21 protein-coding genes and 1 pseudogene are annotated in these 20,540 nt (G+C 59.2%); 11 read left to right on the top strand and 11 right to left on the bottom strand.

Features of this window, described 5'->3' with window-relative positions:
- Window positions 1–584 precede the first annotated feature (584 nt).
- A complete protein-coding gene (locus tag INHI_RS0101285; RefSeq protein ID WP_027246440.1) occupies window positions 585–896 on the bottom strand; it encodes an ETC complex I subunit in 312 nt (103 codons plus the stop codon).
- A gap of 228 nt (window positions 897–1,124) precedes the next feature.
- On the opposite strand from INHI_RS0101285, the gene uvrB reads away from it, so the two are divergent.
- On the top strand, window positions 1,125–3,323 hold the full coding sequence (uvrB, locus tag INHI_RS0101275; RefSeq protein ID WP_027246439.1) for an excinuclease ABC subunit UvrB: 2,199 nt from the start codon (window positions 1,125–1,127) through the stop codon (window positions 3,321–3,323).
- Between the two features lie 139 nt (window positions 3,324–3,462).
- Here the strand turns inward: uvrB and INHI_RS0101270 are convergent, their stop codons facing one another.
- On the bottom strand, window positions 3,463–3,768 hold the full coding sequence (locus INHI_RS0101270; RefSeq protein WP_014880837.1) for a hypothetical protein: 306 nt from the start codon (window positions 3,766–3,768) through the stop codon (window positions 3,463–3,465).
- 147 nt (window positions 3,769–3,915) lie between these two features.
- On the opposite strand from INHI_RS0101270, the gene INHI_RS0101265 reads away from it, so the two are divergent.
- Window positions 3,916–4,101, top strand: coding sequence for a PLDc N-terminal domain-containing protein (locus INHI_RS0101265; protein WP_027246438.1), 186 nt, complete (start codon window positions 3,916–3,918; stop codon window positions 4,099–4,101).
- Between the two features lie 153 nt (window positions 4,102–4,254).
- Here INHI_RS0101265 and INHI_RS0101260 read toward each other — a convergent pair whose 3' ends face one another.
- From INHI_RS0101260 to INHI_RS0101250, 3 genes are all read right to left on the bottom strand, one after another.
- Window positions 4,255–4,512: a TFIIB-type zinc ribbon-containing protein gene (locus INHI_RS0101260; protein WP_014875518.1), complete on the bottom strand. Its 258-nt coding sequence runs from the start codon at window positions 4,510–4,512 to the stop codon at window positions 4,255–4,257.
- A 107-nt stretch (window positions 4,513–4,619) separates the two neighbouring features.
- Window positions 4,620–5,027, bottom strand: a complete 408-nt coding sequence (locus tag INHI_RS0101255; RefSeq protein WP_014880838.1) for a universal stress protein — start codon at window positions 5,025–5,027, stop codon at window positions 4,620–4,622.
- A gap of 97 nt (window positions 5,028–5,124) precedes the next feature.
- On the bottom strand, window positions 5,125–5,442 hold the full coding sequence (locus tag INHI_RS0101250; protein ID WP_014875520.1) for an antibiotic biosynthesis monooxygenase family protein: 318 nt from the start codon (window positions 5,440–5,442) through the stop codon (window positions 5,125–5,127).
- Window positions 5,443–5,576: 134 nt separating this feature from the next.
- Between INHI_RS0101250 and INHI_RS0101240 the strand changes: the two genes are divergently transcribed.
- A complete protein-coding gene (locus tag INHI_RS0101240; protein WP_027246437.1) occupies window positions 5,577–6,305 on the top strand; it encodes a hypothetical protein in 729 nt (242 codons plus the stop codon).
- Between the two features lie 27 nt (window positions 6,306–6,332).
- Here INHI_RS0101240 and INHI_RS0101235 read toward each other — a convergent pair whose 3' ends face one another.
- The 3 genes from INHI_RS0101235 to INHI_RS0101225 form a co-directional block, all read right to left on the bottom strand.
- Window positions 6,333–8,618 (bottom strand): glycosyl hydrolase family 28-related protein, encoded by a 2,286-nt coding sequence (locus tag INHI_RS0101235; protein ID WP_027246436.1) that lies wholly within the window; start codon window positions 8,616–8,618, stop codon window positions 6,333–6,335.
- 172 nt (window positions 8,619–8,790) lie between these two features.
- Window positions 8,791–9,204 (bottom strand): DUF4864 domain-containing protein, encoded by a 414-nt coding sequence (locus INHI_RS0101230; protein WP_014880841.1) that lies wholly within the window; start codon window positions 9,202–9,204, stop codon window positions 8,791–8,793.
- Between the two features lie 145 nt (window positions 9,205–9,349).
- Entirely contained in the window at window positions 9,350–10,993 is a 1,644-nt protein-coding gene (locus INHI_RS0101225) for a lysine--tRNA ligase (protein WP_027246435.1), read from the bottom strand.
- A gap of 293 nt (window positions 10,994–11,286) precedes the next feature.
- Here INHI_RS0101225 and INHI_RS0101220 point away from each other — a divergent pair, with 293 nt between their 5' ends.
- Window positions 11,287–11,709, top strand: coding sequence for a tellurite resistance TerB family protein (locus tag INHI_RS0101220; RefSeq protein ID WP_014875525.1), 423 nt, complete (start codon window positions 11,287–11,289; stop codon window positions 11,707–11,709).
- Between the two features lie 36 nt (window positions 11,710–11,745).
- Complete coding sequence (locus INHI_RS0101215) at window positions 11,746–12,267, top strand: GNAT family N-acetyltransferase (protein WP_027246434.1); 522 nt, start codon at window positions 11,746–11,748, stop codon at window positions 12,265–12,267.
- Between the two features lie 89 nt (window positions 12,268–12,356).
- Here the strand turns inward: INHI_RS0101215 and dacB are convergent, their stop codons facing one another.
- Entirely contained in the window at window positions 12,357–13,841 is a 1,485-nt protein-coding gene (gene dacB, locus INHI_RS0101210; RefSeq protein WP_014880844.1) for a D-alanyl-D-alanine carboxypeptidase/D-alanyl-D-alanine endopeptidase, read from the bottom strand.
- A 100-nt stretch (window positions 13,842–13,941) separates the two neighbouring features.
- On the opposite strand from dacB, the gene INHI_RS0101205 reads away from it, so the two are divergent.
- Window positions 13,942–14,790: a DMT family transporter gene (locus tag INHI_RS0101205; RefSeq protein ID WP_244915593.1), complete on the top strand. Its 849-nt coding sequence runs from the start codon at window positions 13,942–13,944 to the stop codon at window positions 14,788–14,790.
- Here the strand turns inward: INHI_RS0101205 and INHI_RS0101200 are convergent.
- Complete coding sequence (locus INHI_RS0101200; RefSeq protein ID WP_081698668.1) at window positions 14,770–15,402, bottom strand: nicotinate-nucleotide adenylyltransferase; 633 nt, start codon at window positions 15,400–15,402, stop codon at window positions 14,770–14,772. The genes INHI_RS0101205 and INHI_RS0101200 overlap by 21 nt on opposite strands.
- Before the next feature lie 474 nt (window positions 15,403–15,876).
- On the opposite strand from INHI_RS0101200, the gene ettA reads away from it, so the two are divergent.
- The 5 genes and pseudogenes from ettA (at window position 15,877) to INHI_RS20125 (ending at window position 19,982) form a co-directional block, all read left to right on the top strand.
- Window positions 15,877–17,544, top strand: coding sequence for an energy-dependent translational throttle protein EttA (gene ettA / locus INHI_RS0101195; RefSeq protein WP_014880847.1), 1,668 nt, complete (start codon window positions 15,877–15,879; stop codon window positions 17,542–17,544).
- 258 nt (window positions 17,545–17,802) lie between these two features.
- Window positions 17,803–18,669, top strand: a pseudogene (locus INHI_RS20780) (YaaC family protein); the annotation flags it as partial.
- 229 nt (window positions 18,670–18,898) lie between these two features.
- The gene (locus tag INHI_RS0101185; RefSeq protein ID WP_014875531.1) at window positions 18,899–19,150 is read left to right on the top strand and encodes a hypothetical protein; all 252 of its coding nucleotides are present in this window, start codon (window positions 18,899–18,901) and stop codon (window positions 19,148–19,150) included.
- A 217-nt stretch (window positions 19,151–19,367) separates the two neighbouring features.
- Window positions 19,368–19,541 carry a hypothetical protein gene (locus INHI_RS20130; RefSeq protein WP_155805537.1) on the top strand — a complete coding sequence of 58 codons (174 nt, stop codon included), beginning with the start codon at window positions 19,368–19,370 and terminating at the stop codon, window positions 19,539–19,541.
- Window positions 19,542–19,763: 222 nt separating this feature from the next.
- Entirely contained in the window at window positions 19,764–19,982 is a 219-nt protein-coding gene (locus tag INHI_RS20125; RefSeq protein WP_036766732.1) for a hypothetical protein, read from the top strand.
- Window positions 19,983–20,032: 50 nt separating this feature from the next.
- Here the strand turns inward: INHI_RS20125 and trxC are convergent, their stop codons facing one another.
- Entirely contained in the window at window positions 20,033–20,458 is a 426-nt protein-coding gene (gene trxC / locus INHI_RS0101170; RefSeq protein WP_014875533.1) for a thioredoxin TrxC, read from the bottom strand.
- Window positions 20,459–20,540: the final 82 nt, after the last annotated feature.

Raw genomic sequence — 20,540 nt, 5'->3', positions numbered from 1 at the left:
CCCTGTCATTCAACCCCGAGTGGTCAGACGTGATGGGCAAAATTCACCCGCAGCCCTCCGCAGGCATGGCGGAGCGCCCGGGCAGCCATCCGCTGACCTCGGAGATTATAGATATATTGGTTTCGTGCCCTGATCGTTTCCGAATTGAATGATCGTTCAACTCACTATTTTTGGTGAGTTTTTCGACAGTCCTTCGTTTCGGCAAAAGCTGGCCCATTGACGTCGGGGCATGAGCGGAGTTGTGCGGGAAGATGCAAAGGCCGTAGAACCGCGCAGAACCGCGAATTGACAGATGGTCGCCGCCGTGTCGGTCGAATCAATCATAGGTAGCAGAACTAAGGCATGCCGAGTGGCCCCGAAGCTAGCCCCGCCGCGCCACGAAGGGCCAACTGTCCGGGTGCCGGGCCGCAGGCATCCTCTGCCATCAGGGTGGAAGCAAAATTTGGTGAAAGCCAGATACAGAAAAAGGCGCCCGATGGGCGCCCTGTCTGGCGATTGCCCTGCCCCTCTCGCCCAAAATAACGCGCAGTTAAAGGGGGAGGCAGGCCGCCCAAATATGAGTAGTAGGCTAAATGCCCACAGCCTTAATGCGTCCAGGGGGCGCGGCGGTTGGTGGCAAAGTTTTCGCCGTAGCCACCGGCGCGGACATTGGTCTTGCGGCTCTTTGGCTCGGTCACCACAGCGTCGATGCCATTGGCCTCCGCATATTCAAGCGCCGCTTCCTTGGTGTCGAAACGCAGGCGCACCTGGCTCTGGGTGTCATGAGAGGAGGTCCAGCCCATCAGAGGGTCAACTTCCCGTGCGCTGGACGGCACGAAATCCAGAACCCACTTGCGGGTCTTGGCCATACCGGAGGTCATGGCGTTTTTGGCTGGCCGATAAATCCGCGCTCGCATGGGATATCTCCTCTCAGATCTCTGTCCCCTATATGCGCTGAACCCTGCGGGCGGGCAAGGTGGCAAATGCCGCAGATTGCGCAGGTTTGGGTGGAAAAACGGGGTTTTCCTGACCTTTGGCGCGCGTTTGAGGGCAAAGCGGGGCCTTCATCCAGGCGCGCAGGCAAAATCCCCCTTGAATAAGAACAAAAACAGACCAATCTCTGCCCCTAGCAGGAGAGAGCCACAATGCCATACGCCCATTCCGACAAATCCATGCCGATGATGGCTGACCGCGCGCCGCAGCACCGCCCCAAGCTGGAAGGCGGACGCGAATTTGTGATGCATACGGAATTCGATCCTGCAGGCGACCAGCCCACCGCCATCAAGGAACTCTCCGAAGGTGTGCTGGAGGGCGAGCGCAATCAGGTGCTGCTGGGTGCCACCGGAACAGGCAAGACATTCACCATGGCCAAGGTGATCGAGGAAACCCAGCGCCCGGCCATCATACTTGCGCCGAACAAGACGCTGGCGGCGCAATTATACGGCGAATTCAAAGGCTTCTTCCCTGAGAACTCGGTCGAATACTTCGTCTCATTCTACGATTATTACCAGCCGGAGGCCTATGTCGCGCGCTCCGACACCTATATCGAGAAGGAAAGCCAGATCAACGAACAGATCGACCGGATGCGCCACTCCGCCACCCGGTCGCTGCTGGAACGGGATGATGTGATCATCATCGCGTCGGTCTCCTGTATCTATGGTATCGGCTCGGTCGAGACCTATTCAGCGATGACGCAGGACCTGAAGGTCGGCGACGACTATGACCAGCGGCAGGTGATGGCCGATCTGGTTGCCCAGCAGTACAAACGCAACGATCAGGCGTTTCAGCGCGGCAGTTTCCGGGTGCGCGGCGATTCGCTGGAGATTTTCCCCGCCCACCTTGAGGATCGCGCCTGGCGGCTGTCCTTCTTTGGTGAGGAGCTGGAGGGCATCACCGAGTTCGACCCCCTCACCGGCGAGAAAACCGGCACATTCGATCAGATCCGGGTCTATGCGAATTCCCACTATGTGACGCCGAAACCGACGTTGAAACAGGCGGTCATCTCGATCAAGGAAGAGCTGAAGATGCGGCTCGACCAGTTGGTTGGTGAGGGCAAGCTGCTGGAAGCGCAGCGGCTGGAACAGCGCACCAATTTTGACATCGAAATGCTGGAGGCCACCGGTCATTGCAACGGGATTGAGAACTACTCGCGCTATCTGACCGGCCGCGCACCGGGCGAGCCGCCGCCGACCCTGTTTGAGTTCATCCCTGACAATGCCATTGTTTTTGCAGATGAATCCCATGTCTCCGTGCCGCAGATCGGCGGCATGTACAAGGGCGACCACCGGCGCAAATTCACGCTTGCGGAGCATGGCTTCCGCCTGCCCTCCTGCATGGACAACCGCCCGCTGAAGTTCGAGGAATGGGACGCCATGCGCCCGCAGTCGGTGTTTGTCTCCGCCACGCCATCCAAATGGGAGCTGGAACAATCCAGCGGCGTCTTTGCCGAACAGGTGATCCGCCCCACCGGCCTTCTGGACCCGCAGGTCGAAATCCGCCCGGTTGATATGCAGGTTGACGATCTGCTGGATGAGGTGCGCCGCGTCACCGCAGATGGGTTCCGCACGCTGGTGACAACCCTCACCAAACGTATGGCCGAGGATCTGACCGAATATATGCACGAACAGGGGATCAAGGTCCGCTACATGCACAGCGACATTGATACGCTGGAACGGATCGAGATCCTGCGCGATCTGCGTCTAGGGGCCTTTGACGTGCTGATCGGCATCAACCTGTTGCGCGAAGGTCTGGATATCCCAGAATGCGGGTTGGTCGCCATTCTGGATGCCGACAAGGAGGGGTTCCTGCGCTCGGAGACGTCTCTCATTCAGACCATTGGCCGTGCCGCCCGGAATGCCGAAGGCCGGGTCATCATGTATGCCGACCGGATCACCGGTTCGATGGAGCGCGCGTTGGGGGAAACCAACCGCCGCCGTGACAAGCAGATCGCCTATAACGAGGAACACGGCATCACCCCCGCAACCGTCAAGAAAAACGTCGAGGATGTTCTGGCCGGTCTTTACGCGGGCGATGTGGATATGAACCGCGTGACCGCCACCATCGACAAACCGATGCATGGCGCCAATCTGGAAGCCCATCTGGCCGGGCTGCGCGAGCAGATGCGCAAGGCCGCCGAGAACCTGGAGTTCGAGGAAGCCGCGCGTCTGCGCGACGAGGTCAAGCGGCTGGAAGCGGTGGATCTGGCGGTCTCCGACGATCCACTGGCGCGGCAATCCGCGATTGAGGCCGCATCAGATGCCGCAGTGAAATCACGGGGGCGTTCCACTGCGGGCAAGGCTGGGACGCGGGCCTATCGGGGCAAGTCGCAGAAGAAATTCTCATAGGCTGAGCGCGGGCTGCGGATCAGGTTAGACCCACGAGAAGACAGCGGAAGAGTTGGGGCCAGCGCCCCAAGAACAGGACACGAAAAAGCCCCCCGCGATGGCGGGGGGCAAACTGTGCCGGATCAGGCAGCTACGTCTATCAGTTGGATTCGGCGGCGACTTCGTCAGCGGCGTCTTCCGGCGGGGTCACCTTCAGGCCGGGAACCGAGATTTCAGCCTCTTCCATGGTTACATCGACGTCCGGAACCTTCACTGTCGCGGTTTCTTCGGTGATGGAAACGGACCCAACCTCAGCATCGAATTTCGGCAGGTTGCCGCCCTCTACGCTGACATCAACGTCAGGCAGGCTGGCTTCTTCGGTCTGGTCCACATCTACCATGTAAATGCCAATTGCGATGGCAACTACAGCAATAACACCCAGAATGATTCCTGTTGCGGTTTTCATATCATCGTTCCTTTCCAAAGACGGTGCATCACGTCGATGCGTCGAAAAGCAAACGACCTCATTGCGCAAATGGTTCCCGAAAAATTATCGGAACCTTTTTACGAACCGGGGGGTTGATCTAGCAGAACACAAATAGTGGAGAGAAAAATGGGTTACAGTCTTCTTGGTCTAATTATTCTAATCGCAGATCTATACGCGATTTATCAAGTTCTGACATCCGGCGCCTCGACTGCGGCCAAGGTGATCTGGACCCTCGTCATTCTGATCCTGCCTGTCATTGGCCTGATTGCATGGCTGATCGCAGGTCCGCGCGGCAGCAAAGCGCATATCTAACAGTATGTTACGAAAACGCCCCGGCATCAAGACATGGTGCCGGGGCGTTTTTTTATAGCTGCGCGAGCACGGTCACAGAGGACGAAGGCCCAGACGCCGACTCTGATGCGCAGTCTTCACGCACCCAAGACCCGACGTCGCTCCGGGTCTGCCTCAAAAATCAAACAGATCCTCAAGAAACCCACCGCGTTTTTTCTTATAGCGTTTCTCGGAATAATGCCGATCTGAATCGCGTTTTTCGGGGCGTTGACTGTCACGCGGCGGCGCGGATTGCTGCGGCGCGGATCGCTCGATGATTTTGTCCAATTCACCACGGTCCAGCCAGACACCCCGGCATTGCGGACAGTAATCGATTTCCACTCCGGCCCGATCGGTCATTACCAGCTGTGTGCCATCAATTGGACATTGCATCGTTTTCTCCTCACAAAACATGATTGCATTGCAAGTGGGGTCGCTCTGCCCCGGCGACAAGTCTTACGGCGCAATATTGCGGTCCCGGTGTCAAAAGATCGCAAGCCTCAGCGCACGACATGCACCGCACAGGCCGCATGGCGCACCACCTGCGTGGCGGTCGATCCCAGCAGCAGATCCTGCATTCCGGGGCGATGTGACGCGATGATGATGAGATCGGGGGAATTATTCTCGGCCCAATCCAGGATGGCGCGGCCGGAGTGGCCGTCGATCAGCAGGCCGCTGGCATTCGGCAGCGTCTTGGCCAGACCGTCCAACTCTGCCTGCAATGCCTTGCGGGCAGCCTCAAGATAATCAACCGGCATGTAGGAAATTGCGTAGGCCGGCACCTGTTCGACCACGTGCAAAAGCGTAATCTTCGCCTCTGGCGTAGCCAGCAGACCCGCAAGCTTCAGCGGGCCGCTGACATCGCGATCCGGATCAAATGAAATCGGGACAAGAATATGGCTATACATCTGCGCTCTCCTCTGTCTGCAACCGTATCATGGGACAGGCCTCAAGCGCCTGCCTTGATCGAGATCAGCCGCCCACAGATGGGAAACGCGCCACAGATCAAAAGGTTGCGGCAACCTCATACATCACCGGTTCAAAACTGCGACAAAGCTCGTTGATCTTGCGATTGCGGTTGCGCATCTCGGCACTGCGCAACATCGCCATAAAATCTTCGCGGCGACGCCACTGGGAATAATTGGCAATCCGCGTCTGAGCGTCGTTCACATGCAACCCGGCGGAAATAAACCCCGGCTGATGGGAAATAAACTCGGCATAGGCCTCAGTCAGGGCATCCAGCAGATCCTGGCAGGTGCCCGGTGTCATCTCGAATGTGGTGATGACAGTTTGGGTTTCGGTATTGGTCGCGATCGTCGGCATGGCTTCCTCCGTTGTCCGGGTCCAGCCTACGCCGGTTTGGGAAAATCCGGCAGAGATTTTTGCCACACCGGGCGGCCAGCCTGCTGTTCCATAAAAAGAGTGGTCAAAAATATAAACAACTTTAAGGTGTTCATATGTCTCATCACTTCGCCCGTCTTCTGGCTCTGATCCTAGCCTGTCTGATGCCTTTGTCGCCGGTCTTTGCCGGGGCGTGGTTACAGCAAAAGGGACAGGGGTTCAGTGCAACCAGCCTGACCCTGCGGCGGGATCTGGCCGCGATAAAGGGGCTGGACGCAGAGCAACGCATCCCGGCGGAGTTCGGCTATTACGGTGAATACGGGTTACATCGGCATTGGACCGTTGGAGTAGATCTGAACCTGAGCCGGGGCAGCTCTGCCCATGCGCTGCTGTTCGTGCGCCATCCCCTGCCCCGGCTGGGGCGTGCCAATACGGCGGTGGAACTGGCGCTGGGGCTGAACCAGAGCAGCGAGGTCTGGGCACCAATGCAGCGGGTGACACTGTCGTATGGCCGTGGGTTTGACACCCGGTGGCGCGACAGGGCGCTTTCGGGGTGGATTGCACTGGATCTGGGGCATGAGTGGCGCAGCAAGGGGCGGGAGCAGACCTGGAAACTGGATGCGACAGTAGGGCTGAACCGCCCCGGCAGACTTGCGCCACTGCTGCAGGTGGAAACCAGCAAGACCGCCGGGGCTGCAGTTTCCGTTGCGGTCACCCCCAGTCTGAGGGTGCCGCTGGCGCGTCGCTTCGGAAAGGACGCGCCAGAGCTGGTGATTGGTTTGCAACACAAGCGGGCCGAGACCCGGTCGCTGGGCGTCAAACTGTCGATCTGGCACAGGTTCTGACCTCGGCCTGTCTGTGTCCAGCTCGGGCTATTTGTCCACCCGGACCGTCACCTGCACGGTGCCGCGCACCGCCTCCGGCCAGATCAGCTGCACCTGATCCCGGCGACTGCCAACCCGCAGTTTGGTGTGAGGCATGGCGTGGCGATCAGCGCCGCCGCTGATCTCCACCGGGCCAATTGCGATGACGCTATCAACCCCCCGCGCCTGCCCACGGAACGGCAGCGCATCATCGGTGTCGACGGTCCAGGTCTTGGCGGTACTGCCCTGCACATGTTCAATCCGCAGCGGATTGGCGACGGCGGCTGAGACATTGTGATAGGTGTTGCCCTCGTAAAAGATGCTCTTGGAGCGGCTGAAATCGAGATCGGCAAAACTGGTGTCGACCCGCTCTGCCCGGTCGATGGACCCGTTGATGGAGCGGAATTTGTTCCCCGACACCGTCATCCCATTCAGGAAATGCCCGGTGCCATAGGGTTTGACCACGATATAGCTGAACCAGCGCGCCACATCACCAGAGAGGAACACATTGTCGGTGATCGACAGCGCGCTGAAGGAAAAGCCGCTGCTGAAATCGGGCCGCGCATCGCGTTCATTGGTCCATTCGACAAAACAATTGTCGATGTAATTGTCCGACACAGTGGAGGCGCAATTGGTGCTGGTCAGGATCAGACCAGCGGTGCGGCTGCCATCAGCGACGGTATCGCCCTGAAAGAAGTGGTTGCCGGTCACCGTCTGGTTCTGCCCGCCGAGGAGGGCAAAATGGCGGAACTTGGTGGCGCGATTGTTGCGCAGCTTGGCGTCATTGGCATTCACATTCAGCGCGATGGACTGGCGCGCGGAGACATTCAGCGGCTCCTCATCGGAGAGGAACTGGCAATTGTCCACCAGAATGCCCTGACAGCCCGACCCGATGGAGGTGATACCACGATTGAGGGGACGCGAGATGAAACAGTGATCCAGGCTGAACACAGTGCCGGCCGGGGCCAGACGAATACCGCTACAGCGGCCCGCGCATTGGATCTCGACCTCGGTCATGCCGAACTTGCTGAGCGCGCTGAAGCCGCTGAAATCCAACATATATTTGAAGTCGCGGAAGGTGTATTGCTGGGTACCCACCGCATCATAAAGCGGCGCGGTCAGGGTCAGTTCCCGTGCGCCCACGTTCTTATCCCGGACATAGATTTCGCGCCCGACGCCGCTGCCTTCGACCAGCGCGCCAACGGGAATATTGGCGATATTGGCGACGTTTGTCAGCTTGCGGGATGCGCTGGTGCTATAGGTTGCCTGAGCGGTGATGGTATCGGTGTCCCAGGCGGCATTGGCGGCAGCCTCCAGCTGGCCGTTGCGGATCACCCGGCGGGTGGCATAGCTGGTCTTGTTGGGCACCGCCGCCTGCATATCAACCGGTCCGCGCAGCGTCACCTTGCGCCCGCAGAGGTCCAGCGATTCATGGTCGGCATTGTTCAACAGCGCCTGAAACGCTTTCTTGAAGCCCAGTTCCTCATCCCCGAAAGCTGCAGCATAGCTGGGGAAATCGAAATTGCGGGTCAGCAGAAGCATTCGGCTGGTGGGCATGCGAACGGTGCCTTCGAACTGCACCTCATGGTTCATCGACACCGTGCTGCCGAGGTAGAATTCCCCCGCAGGGACCAGCACACGGCGGCCAGCGGCAGCAGCATCGGCCGCCTCAAAGGCGGCGGTATTATCGGTGCTGCCATCCCCGATTGCGCCGTAATCCGTCACATCCACAAGGCTGATCATGTCCCGCAGGAACACGCCTGTGACATCGCGCACCGCAATATCCTCAATCCGCACAACACCGCCGTTTGGCCCGATCAGATCCAGCCCCACATGGGCAAAGCGCGCGGCACGGCCCCAGGGCATATCGACACCATTGCGACTGCCGGTGCCGACAATGGCCGAGACCTCAACCACCTTCCCATAGGTGGAGAGGCTGGTTCCCGGCCCGGTTTCCACAACGCCGCCCAGATGGCCACCGCCGGACTGCCCGGCCCAGGCGGCAATGCGTACGGTGGGCAGGGCACCGCTGATCGCCTTCACCTTTGCGGTGATCTGCAGATAGCACCCGGGTGTCAGCATGGTGCGCGTCATATTGCGCAGCTTCTGCACCGAGGTGGTTTTTTGCAGCTCAAGACAGCCGCCGAAATCGGCGTCCGCCGCGACAAAGGCTGCATTGGCCGCCCCCTGATAGGTGTCCGACCCCGGTGTGCCATTGCCACTGGACCAGTTGTTCAGCCCCTCAGCAAAGGCCGGAGGCATCAGCTCTACGCCGTCAGTGATCGCTATGTTCATCAGTCACCCTTTCCAAAACCGCCGTTTCCGGCTGATCAGGCCGCAGCCCGGTTCAATCAGGGAAAGGGTTATACCGGGCGGGATTTAACGCGCTGTCAGAGGGGCGTTCGCAGGGTGTGCACCAACCGGCCTCTCAAAGCGGCCGGCCGGATAGTCGGGACAAGTGGTCAGGTCAGGCGGTGGGGGCATCTGCGGTCAGCAGCTGGACGGCATTGATTTTCCAGCCCGAACCGGTCTCAACCATCTGATAATCAAGGAGATGTACGCGTCCCTCTGGGTCGGTGATCATCACCCGCTGCCACAGTCCACCCGCAACAGTGCGCAGGTCCAGATAGCGCACTTCATCCGGTTGCCAGACCATGGGGTAGCCCGACTGCACCATGGTCGCAAACCGCTCAGAGCTGCCAAACAGCCCTTGGATCATCGGTGACGCATGGGCAAAGGCGGCCTCTGCATCGCCGCGCAGGAAGGCGGCGATCTGATCACTGATCACCCCGGTAATTGCCGTATCCCGCCCCTCAGCAGCGGTGGAAACAGGCAGCGCCATCATGGCAACACAGGCACTCATCAACATAAACTTGCGCATAGAAGATCTCCCTTGATGGGAATTCAGCTAGGCCGCCGGCTGCACCCGTCAATTCACGTGGAGCAAACGGAGCCTTCCCCAGAACGGGAAAAGGGCACCCGGTGGGGTGCCCTTTTCACATGTTTTCCTGTCGTGCAGCGGTCGGTCAGACCAGCTCACCTGCCAGCGCCTGATCGATCAGTTTGATGGTGTCCTCAACCCCGTACAGGGCGATGAACCCGCCAAACCGCGGCCCTTGGGAGGCGCCCAGAAGCACCTCGTAGATCGCAGAGAACCACGCCCGCAGCGGTTCAAACCCGTGGATCTTGCCGATGGCAAAGACGACGGACTGCAGGAATTCCTCATCCGCAAAATCCGCCTCGGGCAGCGGATCGGTGTTGCCTGCGATTTCGTTCTTCTTGGCAATGGCCGCGAGGGCCGCATCCGAAGATTTCAGCGCATCCGCCAGATCCTGAAGCGCCCCGCGCTCCTGATCGGTGGGCAGGCGATAGGTTTTCTCCGGTTTCACGAAGTCATTGAAATAGGCCACCGCAAAGCCGGCCGCCTGATCCATTGTCGGATTGCTTTCGGGCGTCGCATCAGGGGCGTATTTGTTGATGAAGCCCCAGAGCGTTTCCTTGTCCTCTGCGTTGGATACGCTGGCAATGTTCAACAGCATCGCAAACGGCACCACCATATCCGACTGCGGCACATCACCGCCGTGGATGTGCCAGACCGGGTTACTGAGCTGCGCCTTCAGGTCCTGGGTGTGATAGGCGCGCAGCTGCTGGTGGTATTCGTCCACCGCCTTGGGGATCACGTCGAAATGCATCCGCTTGGCGGTCTTCGGCTTTTGGTACATGAAATAGGCCAGACTCTCGGTCGAGGCATAGGTCAGCCATTCGTCGATCGAAATGCCGTTGCCGGAGGTTTTCGAGATCTTCTGACCATTGGCGTCCAGGAACAGCTCATAGGTGAAATGCTCCGGCGGGCGGTGGCCCAGCACCCGGCAGATGCCATCATAGATCGGCGTATTGGTGGAATGGTCTTTGCCGTACATCTCAAAATCGACACCCAGCGCAGCCCAGCGGGCGCCGAAATCCGGTTTCCACTGCAGTTTCACATTGCCGCCGGTCACCGGCAGGGTCCATTCGCGGCCGTCTTCGTCGTCAAAGGTGACGGTGTAGGTCTCGGCGCAGACCTTCTTCATCGGCACATAGAGAACGCGACCAGTCTCAGGGTGGATCGGCAGGAAGATCGAATAGGTCTGGCGGCGTTCCTCGCGCAAGGACTTCAGCATGATCGCCATGACGTCGTCGTATTTGTCGACCGCGCGCTTCAGCACCTCGTCGAACTGACCGGATTCATAGAATTCCTTGGCCGAGTAGAACTCATACTCAAAGCCAAAGGTATCAAGAAACCGGCGCAGCATGGCGTTGTTGTGGTGGCCAAAACTCTCGTATTCGCCAAAGGGATCGGGAACGCTGGTCAGCGGCTTTTGCAGATGGTCCTGCAGGCTTTCGGCGTTGGGGACATTGCCCGGCACCTTGCGCATCCCGTCCAGATCATCCGAGAAGCAGATCAGCTTCGTCGGGATGTCGGAGATCACCTCAAAGGCGGTTTTGATCATGGTGGTGCGGGCGACCTCGCCGAAGGTGCCGATATGCGGCAGGCCGGAGGGGCCATAGCCGGTCTCGAACAGAACATAGCCCTTCTCCGGCGCGCCCTTGGCGTAACGTTTGAGAACCCGGCGGGCTTCTTCAAACGGCCAGGCTTTGCTCTTGAGAGCTTCTTCGCGCAGATCAGACATTGTTTTCTCCATCGGCAACCGGGCACTGCTCCGGTCGGGCTGCCTGCCGCCACGGGTGGTGCCGCTATGGGCGGCGATATTACGGGCGACAAACCACTGCCGGGCACCCCATGCACCCGGTCGGCCTCACCTATGGCGGCAGGCGAAATGAGTCAAGAAACAGCAGCCCTGACACCCCTTCCGTGCCGGTGCCTGCGGCGGAATATGCACGATGACGTATTGTCCCGTTGATCGGGGTCGACACGATGCCTATTCTTCTATGCAGAACACATGCCAATTTACTGGATTTCATAATGAACACCCAAACCGCCCATCCCTTTACCCCGCAGGATTGCCTTGTTGCGCTGATGGTGGCGGTGTCGGCCTCGGATGAGAATATCCGCACCGCTGAACTGGTGAAGATCCAGTCGGCGGTCAATATGCTGCCCGTGTTTGCTGATTACGACATTGATCGGGTCAATCGCACCTCGCAGACGGTGTTCGACCTCTTTGAGCAGGAAGACGGGCTGGACGCGCTGTTTGGGCTGATCCGTGAGGATCTGCCGGAGCGCCTGTTTGAGACCGCCTATGCGCTGGCCTGCGATGTGGCCGCAGCGGATGGCAGCCTGGCAGAGTCGGAACTGCGCCTGCTGGAAGAGATCCGTTATGAGCTGAACATTGACCGGCTGCATGCTGCTGCCATCGAACGCGGGGCCCGCGCCCGGCATATGGTCTGATGTGACATAGGTACGGGCAGACAGGGACAGGCGGATATGACAACGCTCACGACCGCGCCCCGGCTGACAACGTCGCGGTTGGTCCTGCGAGGACCCGAGCGCGAAGACCTGCCCGCCTTTACCCGCTTCATGACCAGCGCCCCGTCGATGATTGCACAGGGTGAGACGATTACCGCAGATCAGGCTTGGTTCGGGTTTCTGTCTGGGGTTGGCCACTGGCATTGGCATGGCTTTGGCTTCTTTATGGTCACATTGCGGGAGAGTGGGCAGCCGGTCGGTCGCGTTGGCCTGATCAAACATTCCAACTGGCCGGAGATTGAGCTGGCCTGGCATCTGTTTGAAGGGGCCGAGGGACAGGGTTTTGCCACCGAAGCAGCCATAGCCGTCAGGACATGGGCTTCTGAGGATCTGGGGCTGGACCACCTCTACAGCTATATTGATCATGACAACATACGGTCGCAGGCGGTGGCAAGGCGGCTGGGGGCTGTCACAGACGGCACCCGCGCCCCGCATGAGCCGCAGGCAGAGATCTGGGTCCACGCCATGGCGGGCGGTTAGACCTGCCAGCCAGATCCACGGCTGAGCCGCAGGACAGGCCCGGAGGCAGGCAGGCAGATAGAGCCCCGTTTCTCGTCTCGCGCAAAGGGTCAACTGCCGTAAACCCGCCCCCACCGCTCAATCAGCTTTTGTTGCACCTGTTTGGCGCGGCGGTTCCAGGATCTTGCCCCCTGCGGGCGTTCGCGCTCCGCCCGCGAGATGCGGGACCGCGCCTTCTGATCGGCACTGAAAATGGCAAAGGCCAGCACGGTGCCATCGGTGGCCGTCATGAAACCGCCCAGACCGGACACGAAGTTGAGCGTCCCGGTCTTGGCCGCGACCTTGATCGGGTGGCCTTTCAGGATACGGCCCTTGCTGTCGCGCATGGGAAAGGACTTCAGCAGAGGTTTCAACCGCCCATCGCGATAGGCGGCAACCAGCACGCTGACCATATCATCTGGCGTCACCCGCGAATCCTCGCCAAGGCCGGAGTGATCCACCAGCCGGGTGTTGGCCATACCATAGGTTGCCGCCGCCCAGCGGTTCATCTCCGCGGCAGAGTCGCGCAGACTGCGGGGCCGCCCGCCGCGTGCCTGCGTCGCAGCCAGACCAATCATTTCGGCCATCAGATTGTTGGAATATTTCAGCGTCGCCTTCAGCATCAGATCCAGCGGCGGGCTGTTGTGATGGGCCACCACCTGCCCCGAGGGGCGGGACTTGGCCATCTTCGGGTTGCCCAGCTTGACGCCATTGGCGCGCGCCATGGTGCGGAAGACATCCGCCGTGTAGGCCCCCGGATGGCGCACGGGCAGCCAGCGCGCGCCTCCTTTGCCCAGCGCCTTGCTGGCGACAGTCCAACGGTCGGTGTCCTTGCCCTCGGAGTAGCTGTAAACTGGCAGGCTGCGCTGTGCGATTTTCATCGTCGCAACAGAGACCTCGGGGCGATATTTCTTGGTCCGGGCATCCATGGTGACGGCCCAGCCCTGGCCTGCGCGCTTCCACTCAAAATGGACCCGGTTGTAATTGAGCGCCAGTCCTGAAATCGCCGGGCTATAGCCGACATGATCGGGTTGGCCGGGATCAATTGTCCTGATCTGCGGCAGCGCGCCCTCCCAGACGCGGAAGGCGCCGCGGACTTCGCGGATGCCCGCAGTCTTGAGCGCCTGAGCCAGCTGCGCGAGAGTATCTGTGTTCAGCATCGGATCGCCGCCACCCACAAGCACCAGATCGCCCGCAACCACACCGCCGCTGATGCCGCCGGTGGCAACAATCTGCGTGGTAAAGCGGTGGTCAGCCCCCAGCGCATCCAGCGCATAAAGCGCGGTCAGCGCCTTGGCGACACTGGCTGGCGGCAACCCGGCACCTGCCCCTTCGGCCTCCAGCCGCAAACCGGTTTTCACATCGGCCACCGCGCAGGCAACCTCACCCGAGAGGCCTGCGCGGGACAACAGCCCCTTCAGCCCGCCACCAGCGCGGATCAGGCTGGCCGGATCGCGCGCCACCGGACGCAGAGAGACCGCAGGCGCATTGGCCAGGGCGGTGTTCGCCGCCGCAGAGGCGAGGCAGGTGGTCAGAAAAAAACGTCGCGAAATCATATTAGCAATAGTCTACTCAAAACCCCTACAATTCTGCAAACGTGCCACAGGTTTTTATGTCGCGGGGCCGCGGAGATTTGGCCGCTTTCCCCGGATGTGGATGCCTGTTACCGCTGGCGCGATGGTACGGGCAGTGATGATCATGTTTGTCGCCATGTCAATGATCCCTGCCGGGGACCTTTGCGGGAAACTGCTCACATCGGGCGGTCTGGCGACACCGGGATTTGTGGCATGGTCGCGGTTTGCAATCGGCACAGTATTGGTGCTGCCCTTTGCCTGGCGCGGGGCGTGGCCGCTGTTTGGCGACTGGCGGCTATGGCTTCGGGCGGCTCTGCTCAGCGGTGGCATCCTATCCATTCAGATCGCTCTCAAGACAGAACCACTGGCCGATGTTTTTGCCGCCTTCTTTATCGGGCCGATTGTCAGCTATGTGCTGTCGGTGCTGCTGCTGCGCGAAGCGGTGACACCAACGCGCAGCCTGTTGATGGCGCTGGGGTTCTGTGGCGTGTTGCTGGTTGTGCGCCCTGGGTTAGGCGGATCGGCCAATCTGATCTGGGCCGCAGTAGCAGGCGTCTGCTATGGTGGCTTCCTTACCAGCTCGCGCTGGCTTTCGCATCTGGGCACACCGTTGCAGCTGAGCCTGACGCAGCTGTCAATCAGCGCGCTGCTGACCCTGCCGTTGGGGCTCGCCGCGCTGCCGACCCCTAGCCTACCTACCGCAGCGCTGACCTTTGGCAGCGCCGGGTTCTCAATGCTGGGCAATCTGCTGCTGCTGTTTGCCTATGCGCAAGCGCCCGCATCGCGCCTGGCACCGCTGATCTATTTCCAGCTGATAGCAGCTGTCTCACTGGGATGGTGGGTCCTTGATCAATGGCCCGACGCGCTGACTTGGGCTGGTCTTGCGGTGGTGATCGGCGCCGGGCTTCTCTCAGCGGGGCTGCGTCGCTGACCAATCGCCACGGGCCCGGATCTCGGTTGAGCTGGCGTTGACCATCGGCACATTGACGAAACACCATGCCGGTGCGCAGACCTCTGCCAACAGTCGGCTCTGCCCGCCCTTCAGCCGGTAGGGCGCATAGAGCCGCGCCGCAGGCGACAGCCGTGCTGAAATCCGATCACCGGGTCGCGCCAGCACCCCCACAGGCACCGTCTCCAAGATCTGCTGCCAATCCTTCCAGCGATGGAAATCCGCCAGATTGTCCGCCCCCATCAACCAAACAAACCGCACCCCGGGATGGCGTTTGCGCAGGATGCGCAGGGTTTCGGCGGTGTAGCGCGTGCCAAGCTGAGCCTCGATCCCGCTTATCTGTACACGGGGGTGATCCATCAGCTCCTGCGCCGCCGCGATCCGCCGTTCCAAGGGCGCTGGCGGATGCGCCTTCAGCGGATTGCCCGGCGAGACCAGCCAGACCAGCTGATCCAGGCCGAACCGCTTCAACGCCGCAAGCGAAATCGCCCGGTGCCCCTCATGCGGCGGATCAAAGGACCCCCCCAGCAGACCAACGGTGGTTCCGGGCGGAATATGGGGCAAGCGATGCATCATAACTGCCTTGATGCACATAGTTTCAAGAGAGATCAATCAGGTGTTGTGGACCAACCGAAGAACAGTTTGAAGTCATCCCGCCTGCCCGCCCTGCCTGCATCGGCATCTCGCGGCATTCCAACCTGGGGACCTGCGGTGCGCGCATCGGGGACATACGCGCATGGGTCGACACAGCTTCCTTTTCGGTCTGACGGAGTAGCGCTGCCGCCCAGGCAGCTAGGGGCGCTGCCCCTCGGCCATATGGCCTCACCCCGGAGTATTTGAAGAAAGGTGACGGGTTGCACCGCTTGTCATCTTTCCCAAAATACTCTGGGGTCCGGGGCAAAGCCCCGGCGATAAAAGGTCTGACAGGCCCTCCCTCAGGGACGTCACGCGCGTCAGGCCGCGATGGGCAGACCCTCAAGAGCACCCGCCCCGCATCCCGCATTGCCCCCGCCTTCCCCATCCGCTATCACACCAGCCAGCAAATTCCCCCCTTAACGGAGCTGTCTCATGGCTGCCTATCAATACGTCTACCACATGCAGGGGGTCTCCAAGACCTATCCCGGTGGCAAGAAATGCTTTGAAAACATCCACCTGTCCTTTCTCCCCGGTGTGAAAATCGGTGTCGTCGGCGTCAACGGCGCCGGTAAATCCACCCTGATGAAGATCATGGCCGGGCTGGATACAGATTTCACCGGTGAGGCCTGGGCGGCTGAGGGAGCCAAAGTCGGCTATCTGCCGCAGGAGCCGAAGCTGGACGAAAGCCTGACTGTGCGTGAAAACGTCATGCTGGGTGTCAAAGCCAAGAAAGACAAGGTCGACCGTTTCAACCAGATCGCGGTCGAGATGGCCGAGAACTACACCGATGAGCTGATGGAAGAGATGACCGCGCTGCAAGACAGCATCGATGCGGAAAACCTCTGGGATCTGGACAGCCAGATCGACATCTCGATGGAGGCGCTGCGCTGCCCGCCGGATGATGCTGAAATCGCCAACCTGTCGGGCGGTGAACGCCGCCGAGTAGCCCTGTGCAAGCTGTTGCTGGAAGCGCCGGAAATGCTACTGCTTGACGAACCGACCAACCACCTTGATGCCGAGACCATCGCCTGGCTGCAGCAGCACCTGATTGACTACAAGGGCACCATCCTCTGCGTCACTCACGACCGCTATTTCCTGGACGATATCACCAGCTGGATCCTTGAACTGGATCGCGGCAAGGGCATCCCATACGAAGGCAACTACTCTGCCTGGCTGGAGCAAAAGGCCAAGCGCCTTGAGCAGGAAGCGCGCGAAGACAAATCCAAGCAGAAGACGCTGGAACGCGAGTTGGAATGGATGCGTCAAGGTGCCAAGGCGCGGCAGGCCAAATCCAAGGCCCGGATCAACGCCTATAATGATCTGGCCAGCCAATCCGAGCGCGAGAAACTGACCCGCGCCCAGATCGTCATCCCCAACGGCCCGCGTCTGGGATCCAAGGTGATCGAGGTTGAAGGCATCTCCAAACACTATGGTGACAAGCAGCTGGTTGAGGGGCTGTCCTTTGACCTGCCCCCCGGCGGCATTGTTGGCGTGATCGGCCCCAATGGTGCGGGTAAATCGACCCTGTTCCGCATGCTGACCGGTCAGGAGCAGCCCGATGAGGGCAATGTCAGCTATGGCGACACCGTGAAGCTGTCCTATGTCGACCAGTCGCGCGACGATCTGAATGACAATGAAACCGTCTGGGAGGCCATCTCCGGCGGCGCCGAAATCATCGAACTGGGCGACGCGCAGGTCAATTCCCGCGCCTATTGCTCGTCCTTCAACTTCAAGGGCGGCGACCAGCAGAAGAAATTGAGCCTCCTGTCCGGTGGTGAACGCAACCGGGTCCATATGGCGCGCTTGCTGAAAGAGGGCGGCAACGTGCTGCTGCTGGATGAACCGACCAACGATCTGGACGTGGAAACCCTGCGGGCGTTGGAAGATGCTCTCGTGGATTTCGCCGGCTGCGCCGTGGTGATCTCACACGACCGTTTCTTCCTCGACCGGATCTGTACGCATATTCTGGCGTTTGAGGGTGACGCCCATGTGGAATGGTTCGAGGGCAACTTCGAGGACTACGAAGAAGACAAGAAACGCCGTCTGGGCCCCGACGCGCTGGAGCCCAAGCGGTTGAAGCACAAGAAGTTTGTGCGGTGATTTTCTAGGAATGCATCTCGTTTCGATGTTACAAGTTAAAACGGGCCTCTCTCCGTAGAGGCCCGTTTTTTTTGGGGGAGGTTTGTATTGACCGTAGCACTAAAATTAAATGGGCGACGCTTATGGATGCACAAAGGCATAGCCAGTCCAGACTTTACAAAAGAGCATGTCTTAAGTCGAGATCCTTGGCTATATGTTGAGCTTTGGTTGAAAAGAGAAAAGGCTTCAGAGAGTTTATCATATTGACAGCAAGCAAAACGGTTTGCCGATGCGTCTAATGGGATGCCTACTGAAGCAGCCCCACCAACTATCTATTACTCCTTTTTAAACGCATCAAAAGCACTTCTAACGTACAAAAAAGCAACATTTAGCCAACACCACGGCGTTGCTGGAGTTCGTCCAGAAAATGCACGAGCTGCTCTATCGACCGAAATTGTCCATCTCAAAGGCGGTGGAATTTTGCCTGAACTGTGTAGGTATCTTGGTGAGAGTGTGGGAAATAGTGAACACTCCTTGAGCGACATACTTTGGAACATTCCTTTTATTCATCGTGCATACTGCCTCACGTACCACTCGAAGGGAGAACTCTTCATCCCGCTGGAAGAGGTCAGATATGTAAAAAGTTCAACGACGGAAGAATGCTGGTTGGAGGCTCAAATTGTTCCGAGATTTAGCGACAAACGCAAACTGCTCAGCATACCTTCTTCATTCGAATATTTTGAGCGAGATGGCAACACGTTTGTTCGACGAAAAAAGCGCTTTCGATGGTTCGGCGGGAGGTCGAATGCTACCAAAAGAAAGGAAGCACATCAAAGGCTGGTTCGTTACCACTCGACTCTTCGGAGAATTGTCGTCAATATAAACGGCAATCGTGACCTGTGGTATTTAAAGCGTGCTTCTGATCAAAACTCCGCTGCAGAACGACATACATTGGTTTTGATGTTCGCAGCGATGCACCGACTAAGTGAACTTTCTAGATATGACCCCAATGGCCTTGATCGCCATTTGTCTGGAAAGGCAAACTGGTTGATATCCGAATTTGTCCATGGAGCGATGGATCAGTTTATAGACCAAATCGCCACGGAAATTACAGGATGCCAATTTTGGCAACCGAAGATTCGTTAGACCCGCGCCTGACCTTTGGGGAGGTGCGAATGCGCCTTCCCATGGGGGAAGGTCAGGCGCGGGTCGTGGCGCTGCGCGCCACGACCCAGACCCCGTCCTGCCAAACCCTTTCCCAGCACCGACATGGCATCGGCATAATTTGAACAAAATCATCGCTAGTCTTTAACCATACTCTAACGATGCCCCCTGCGAGAACCGCTTGGGGACTGGGCCAGAGAAAGGGCGGAGCATGGCAGGGATTGGTATTCTGGTAGGCGTCATTGGCGGACTGAATGCGGCCATTCTGGGCTATACGCTGATCGGTCTCTCCTTCGGGATGAGCTTGTTGCTTTATCCGCTGTTTGGGGTGCCCTCCGCCATGCTGGCGATCCTGCTGCTCTGGATGCAGAAAACCGCGCGCGAGACGCTTGGGCGGGAGGTTCTGGACGATTTGGGACAGGCCGCCCATCCGGAATTCGCTGGCAAACCCGCACGCGCCTGATCTCTTTGCAATAATCACGCAGGCATAGTTCTTTTGCGCGCTATACGCGCAAGTCTGTGCTGTTCCTGCCATAGTTCGCGAATAAGCTGCAACACATACCAATATACTCGCCGCCTGACCGTAAGGCGTATTGATTGCACGGCCTACTTTAGGTCAAATTTACCTCAATTGATGTGAGGGTGCGATGGCTTGGTTGGCGATGTTGACGAGTGCTGGGGTGACAATGCTGATCACCGTGCTGGGCCATGTGGCCTATGACCTTCCGATCTGGGGTCTGTTCCTGCTCTACTCCGGCCTTGGCGGCCTGCTTGGGCTGGGGCTGACACTGTGCCTGATGATCAAAAGCGGCGGGTTTTCGCGCAAGATGACGGCACCAAATTCGCAGGATTAGTCAATTTCAGGATGACCACGTGATCATACCCGACTAAAATTATCACCCAATTTTCATTTCAAAACAACGCCCTAACGGAACGACTGTGGCGGACAAGGCGGTGATCTGCCCGCGCGTTAACCAAATCTATAGAAAATTTGAACTATTCTTGTGGATATCAAAGCGTTGCGATCCGCTCAAAAAATTGTAGATTAAATGCAACTCAACCCAAAGGGTAGGACTATGGCTTGGATCGGGATCATTGTGGGCACTTTTGCAGGGGTCTTCTCTGCTGTGGCGGCCTATGCCCTCTATGCCCTGCCCCTCTGGTACAGTCTGATGCTCTATCCCACAGTCGGGACAACAAGTGCGATTTTGACGATTTTGGTTATGATCCACCTGCCGCCCGGATTACGCCCAATGGAGCAGCCGCACCCGGATGAGCTTCGCCGCACCGCCTGAGGCGGCGCCCTCAGCCGGTTTCGCACTGACCGGGACGACCCACACTATCTTTATCCCTTGGCCCAGCTGACGATCTGCCCTGCGCGCATGGCACCGGCTTGTCGCTTCTGCTCCTTGCCACGGGCAAAGCGCACCAGCGTCGGGATCCCCTTGATGCGGTAACGCGCGCCGGTGGACTGATGGGTCTGGGTATTCAGCTTGACCAGCCGCACCTGCCCCTTCAGCGACTTCGCCGCCTTGGCAAAATCCGGAGCCATCATCTTGCAGGGCCCACACCAGGGCGCCCAGAAATCCACCACCAGCGGCAGATCATCCTGCGCCGCAGCCTTTTGCAGGGTGGCGGGATCAACATCAACCGGCCCGGCCGGGATCAGCGCCGCGCCGCAGGTGCCACATTTGGGACCCGCAGCCAGACGGTCCTCCGGCACGCGGTTCAGCTGCGCACAGCTGAGGCAGGTCAGGGTCTTTGCGCCCATATCGTGGTCTCTCCTTGCAGAAGATCGCCGTTGCGACCTGCCCCCGATATACGGGACACTGCGCGCGGGACAAGAGCCATGC

The sequence above is a fragment of the Phaeobacter inhibens DSM 16374 genome, from assembly GCF_000473105.1.
Classification (GTDB): domain Bacteria; phylum Pseudomonadota; class Alphaproteobacteria; order Rhodobacterales; family Rhodobacteraceae; genus Phaeobacter; species Phaeobacter inhibens.
The sequence above is the reverse complement of the archived record's forward strand: the minus strand, read 5'-3'. Positions and strand labels throughout refer to the sequence as shown.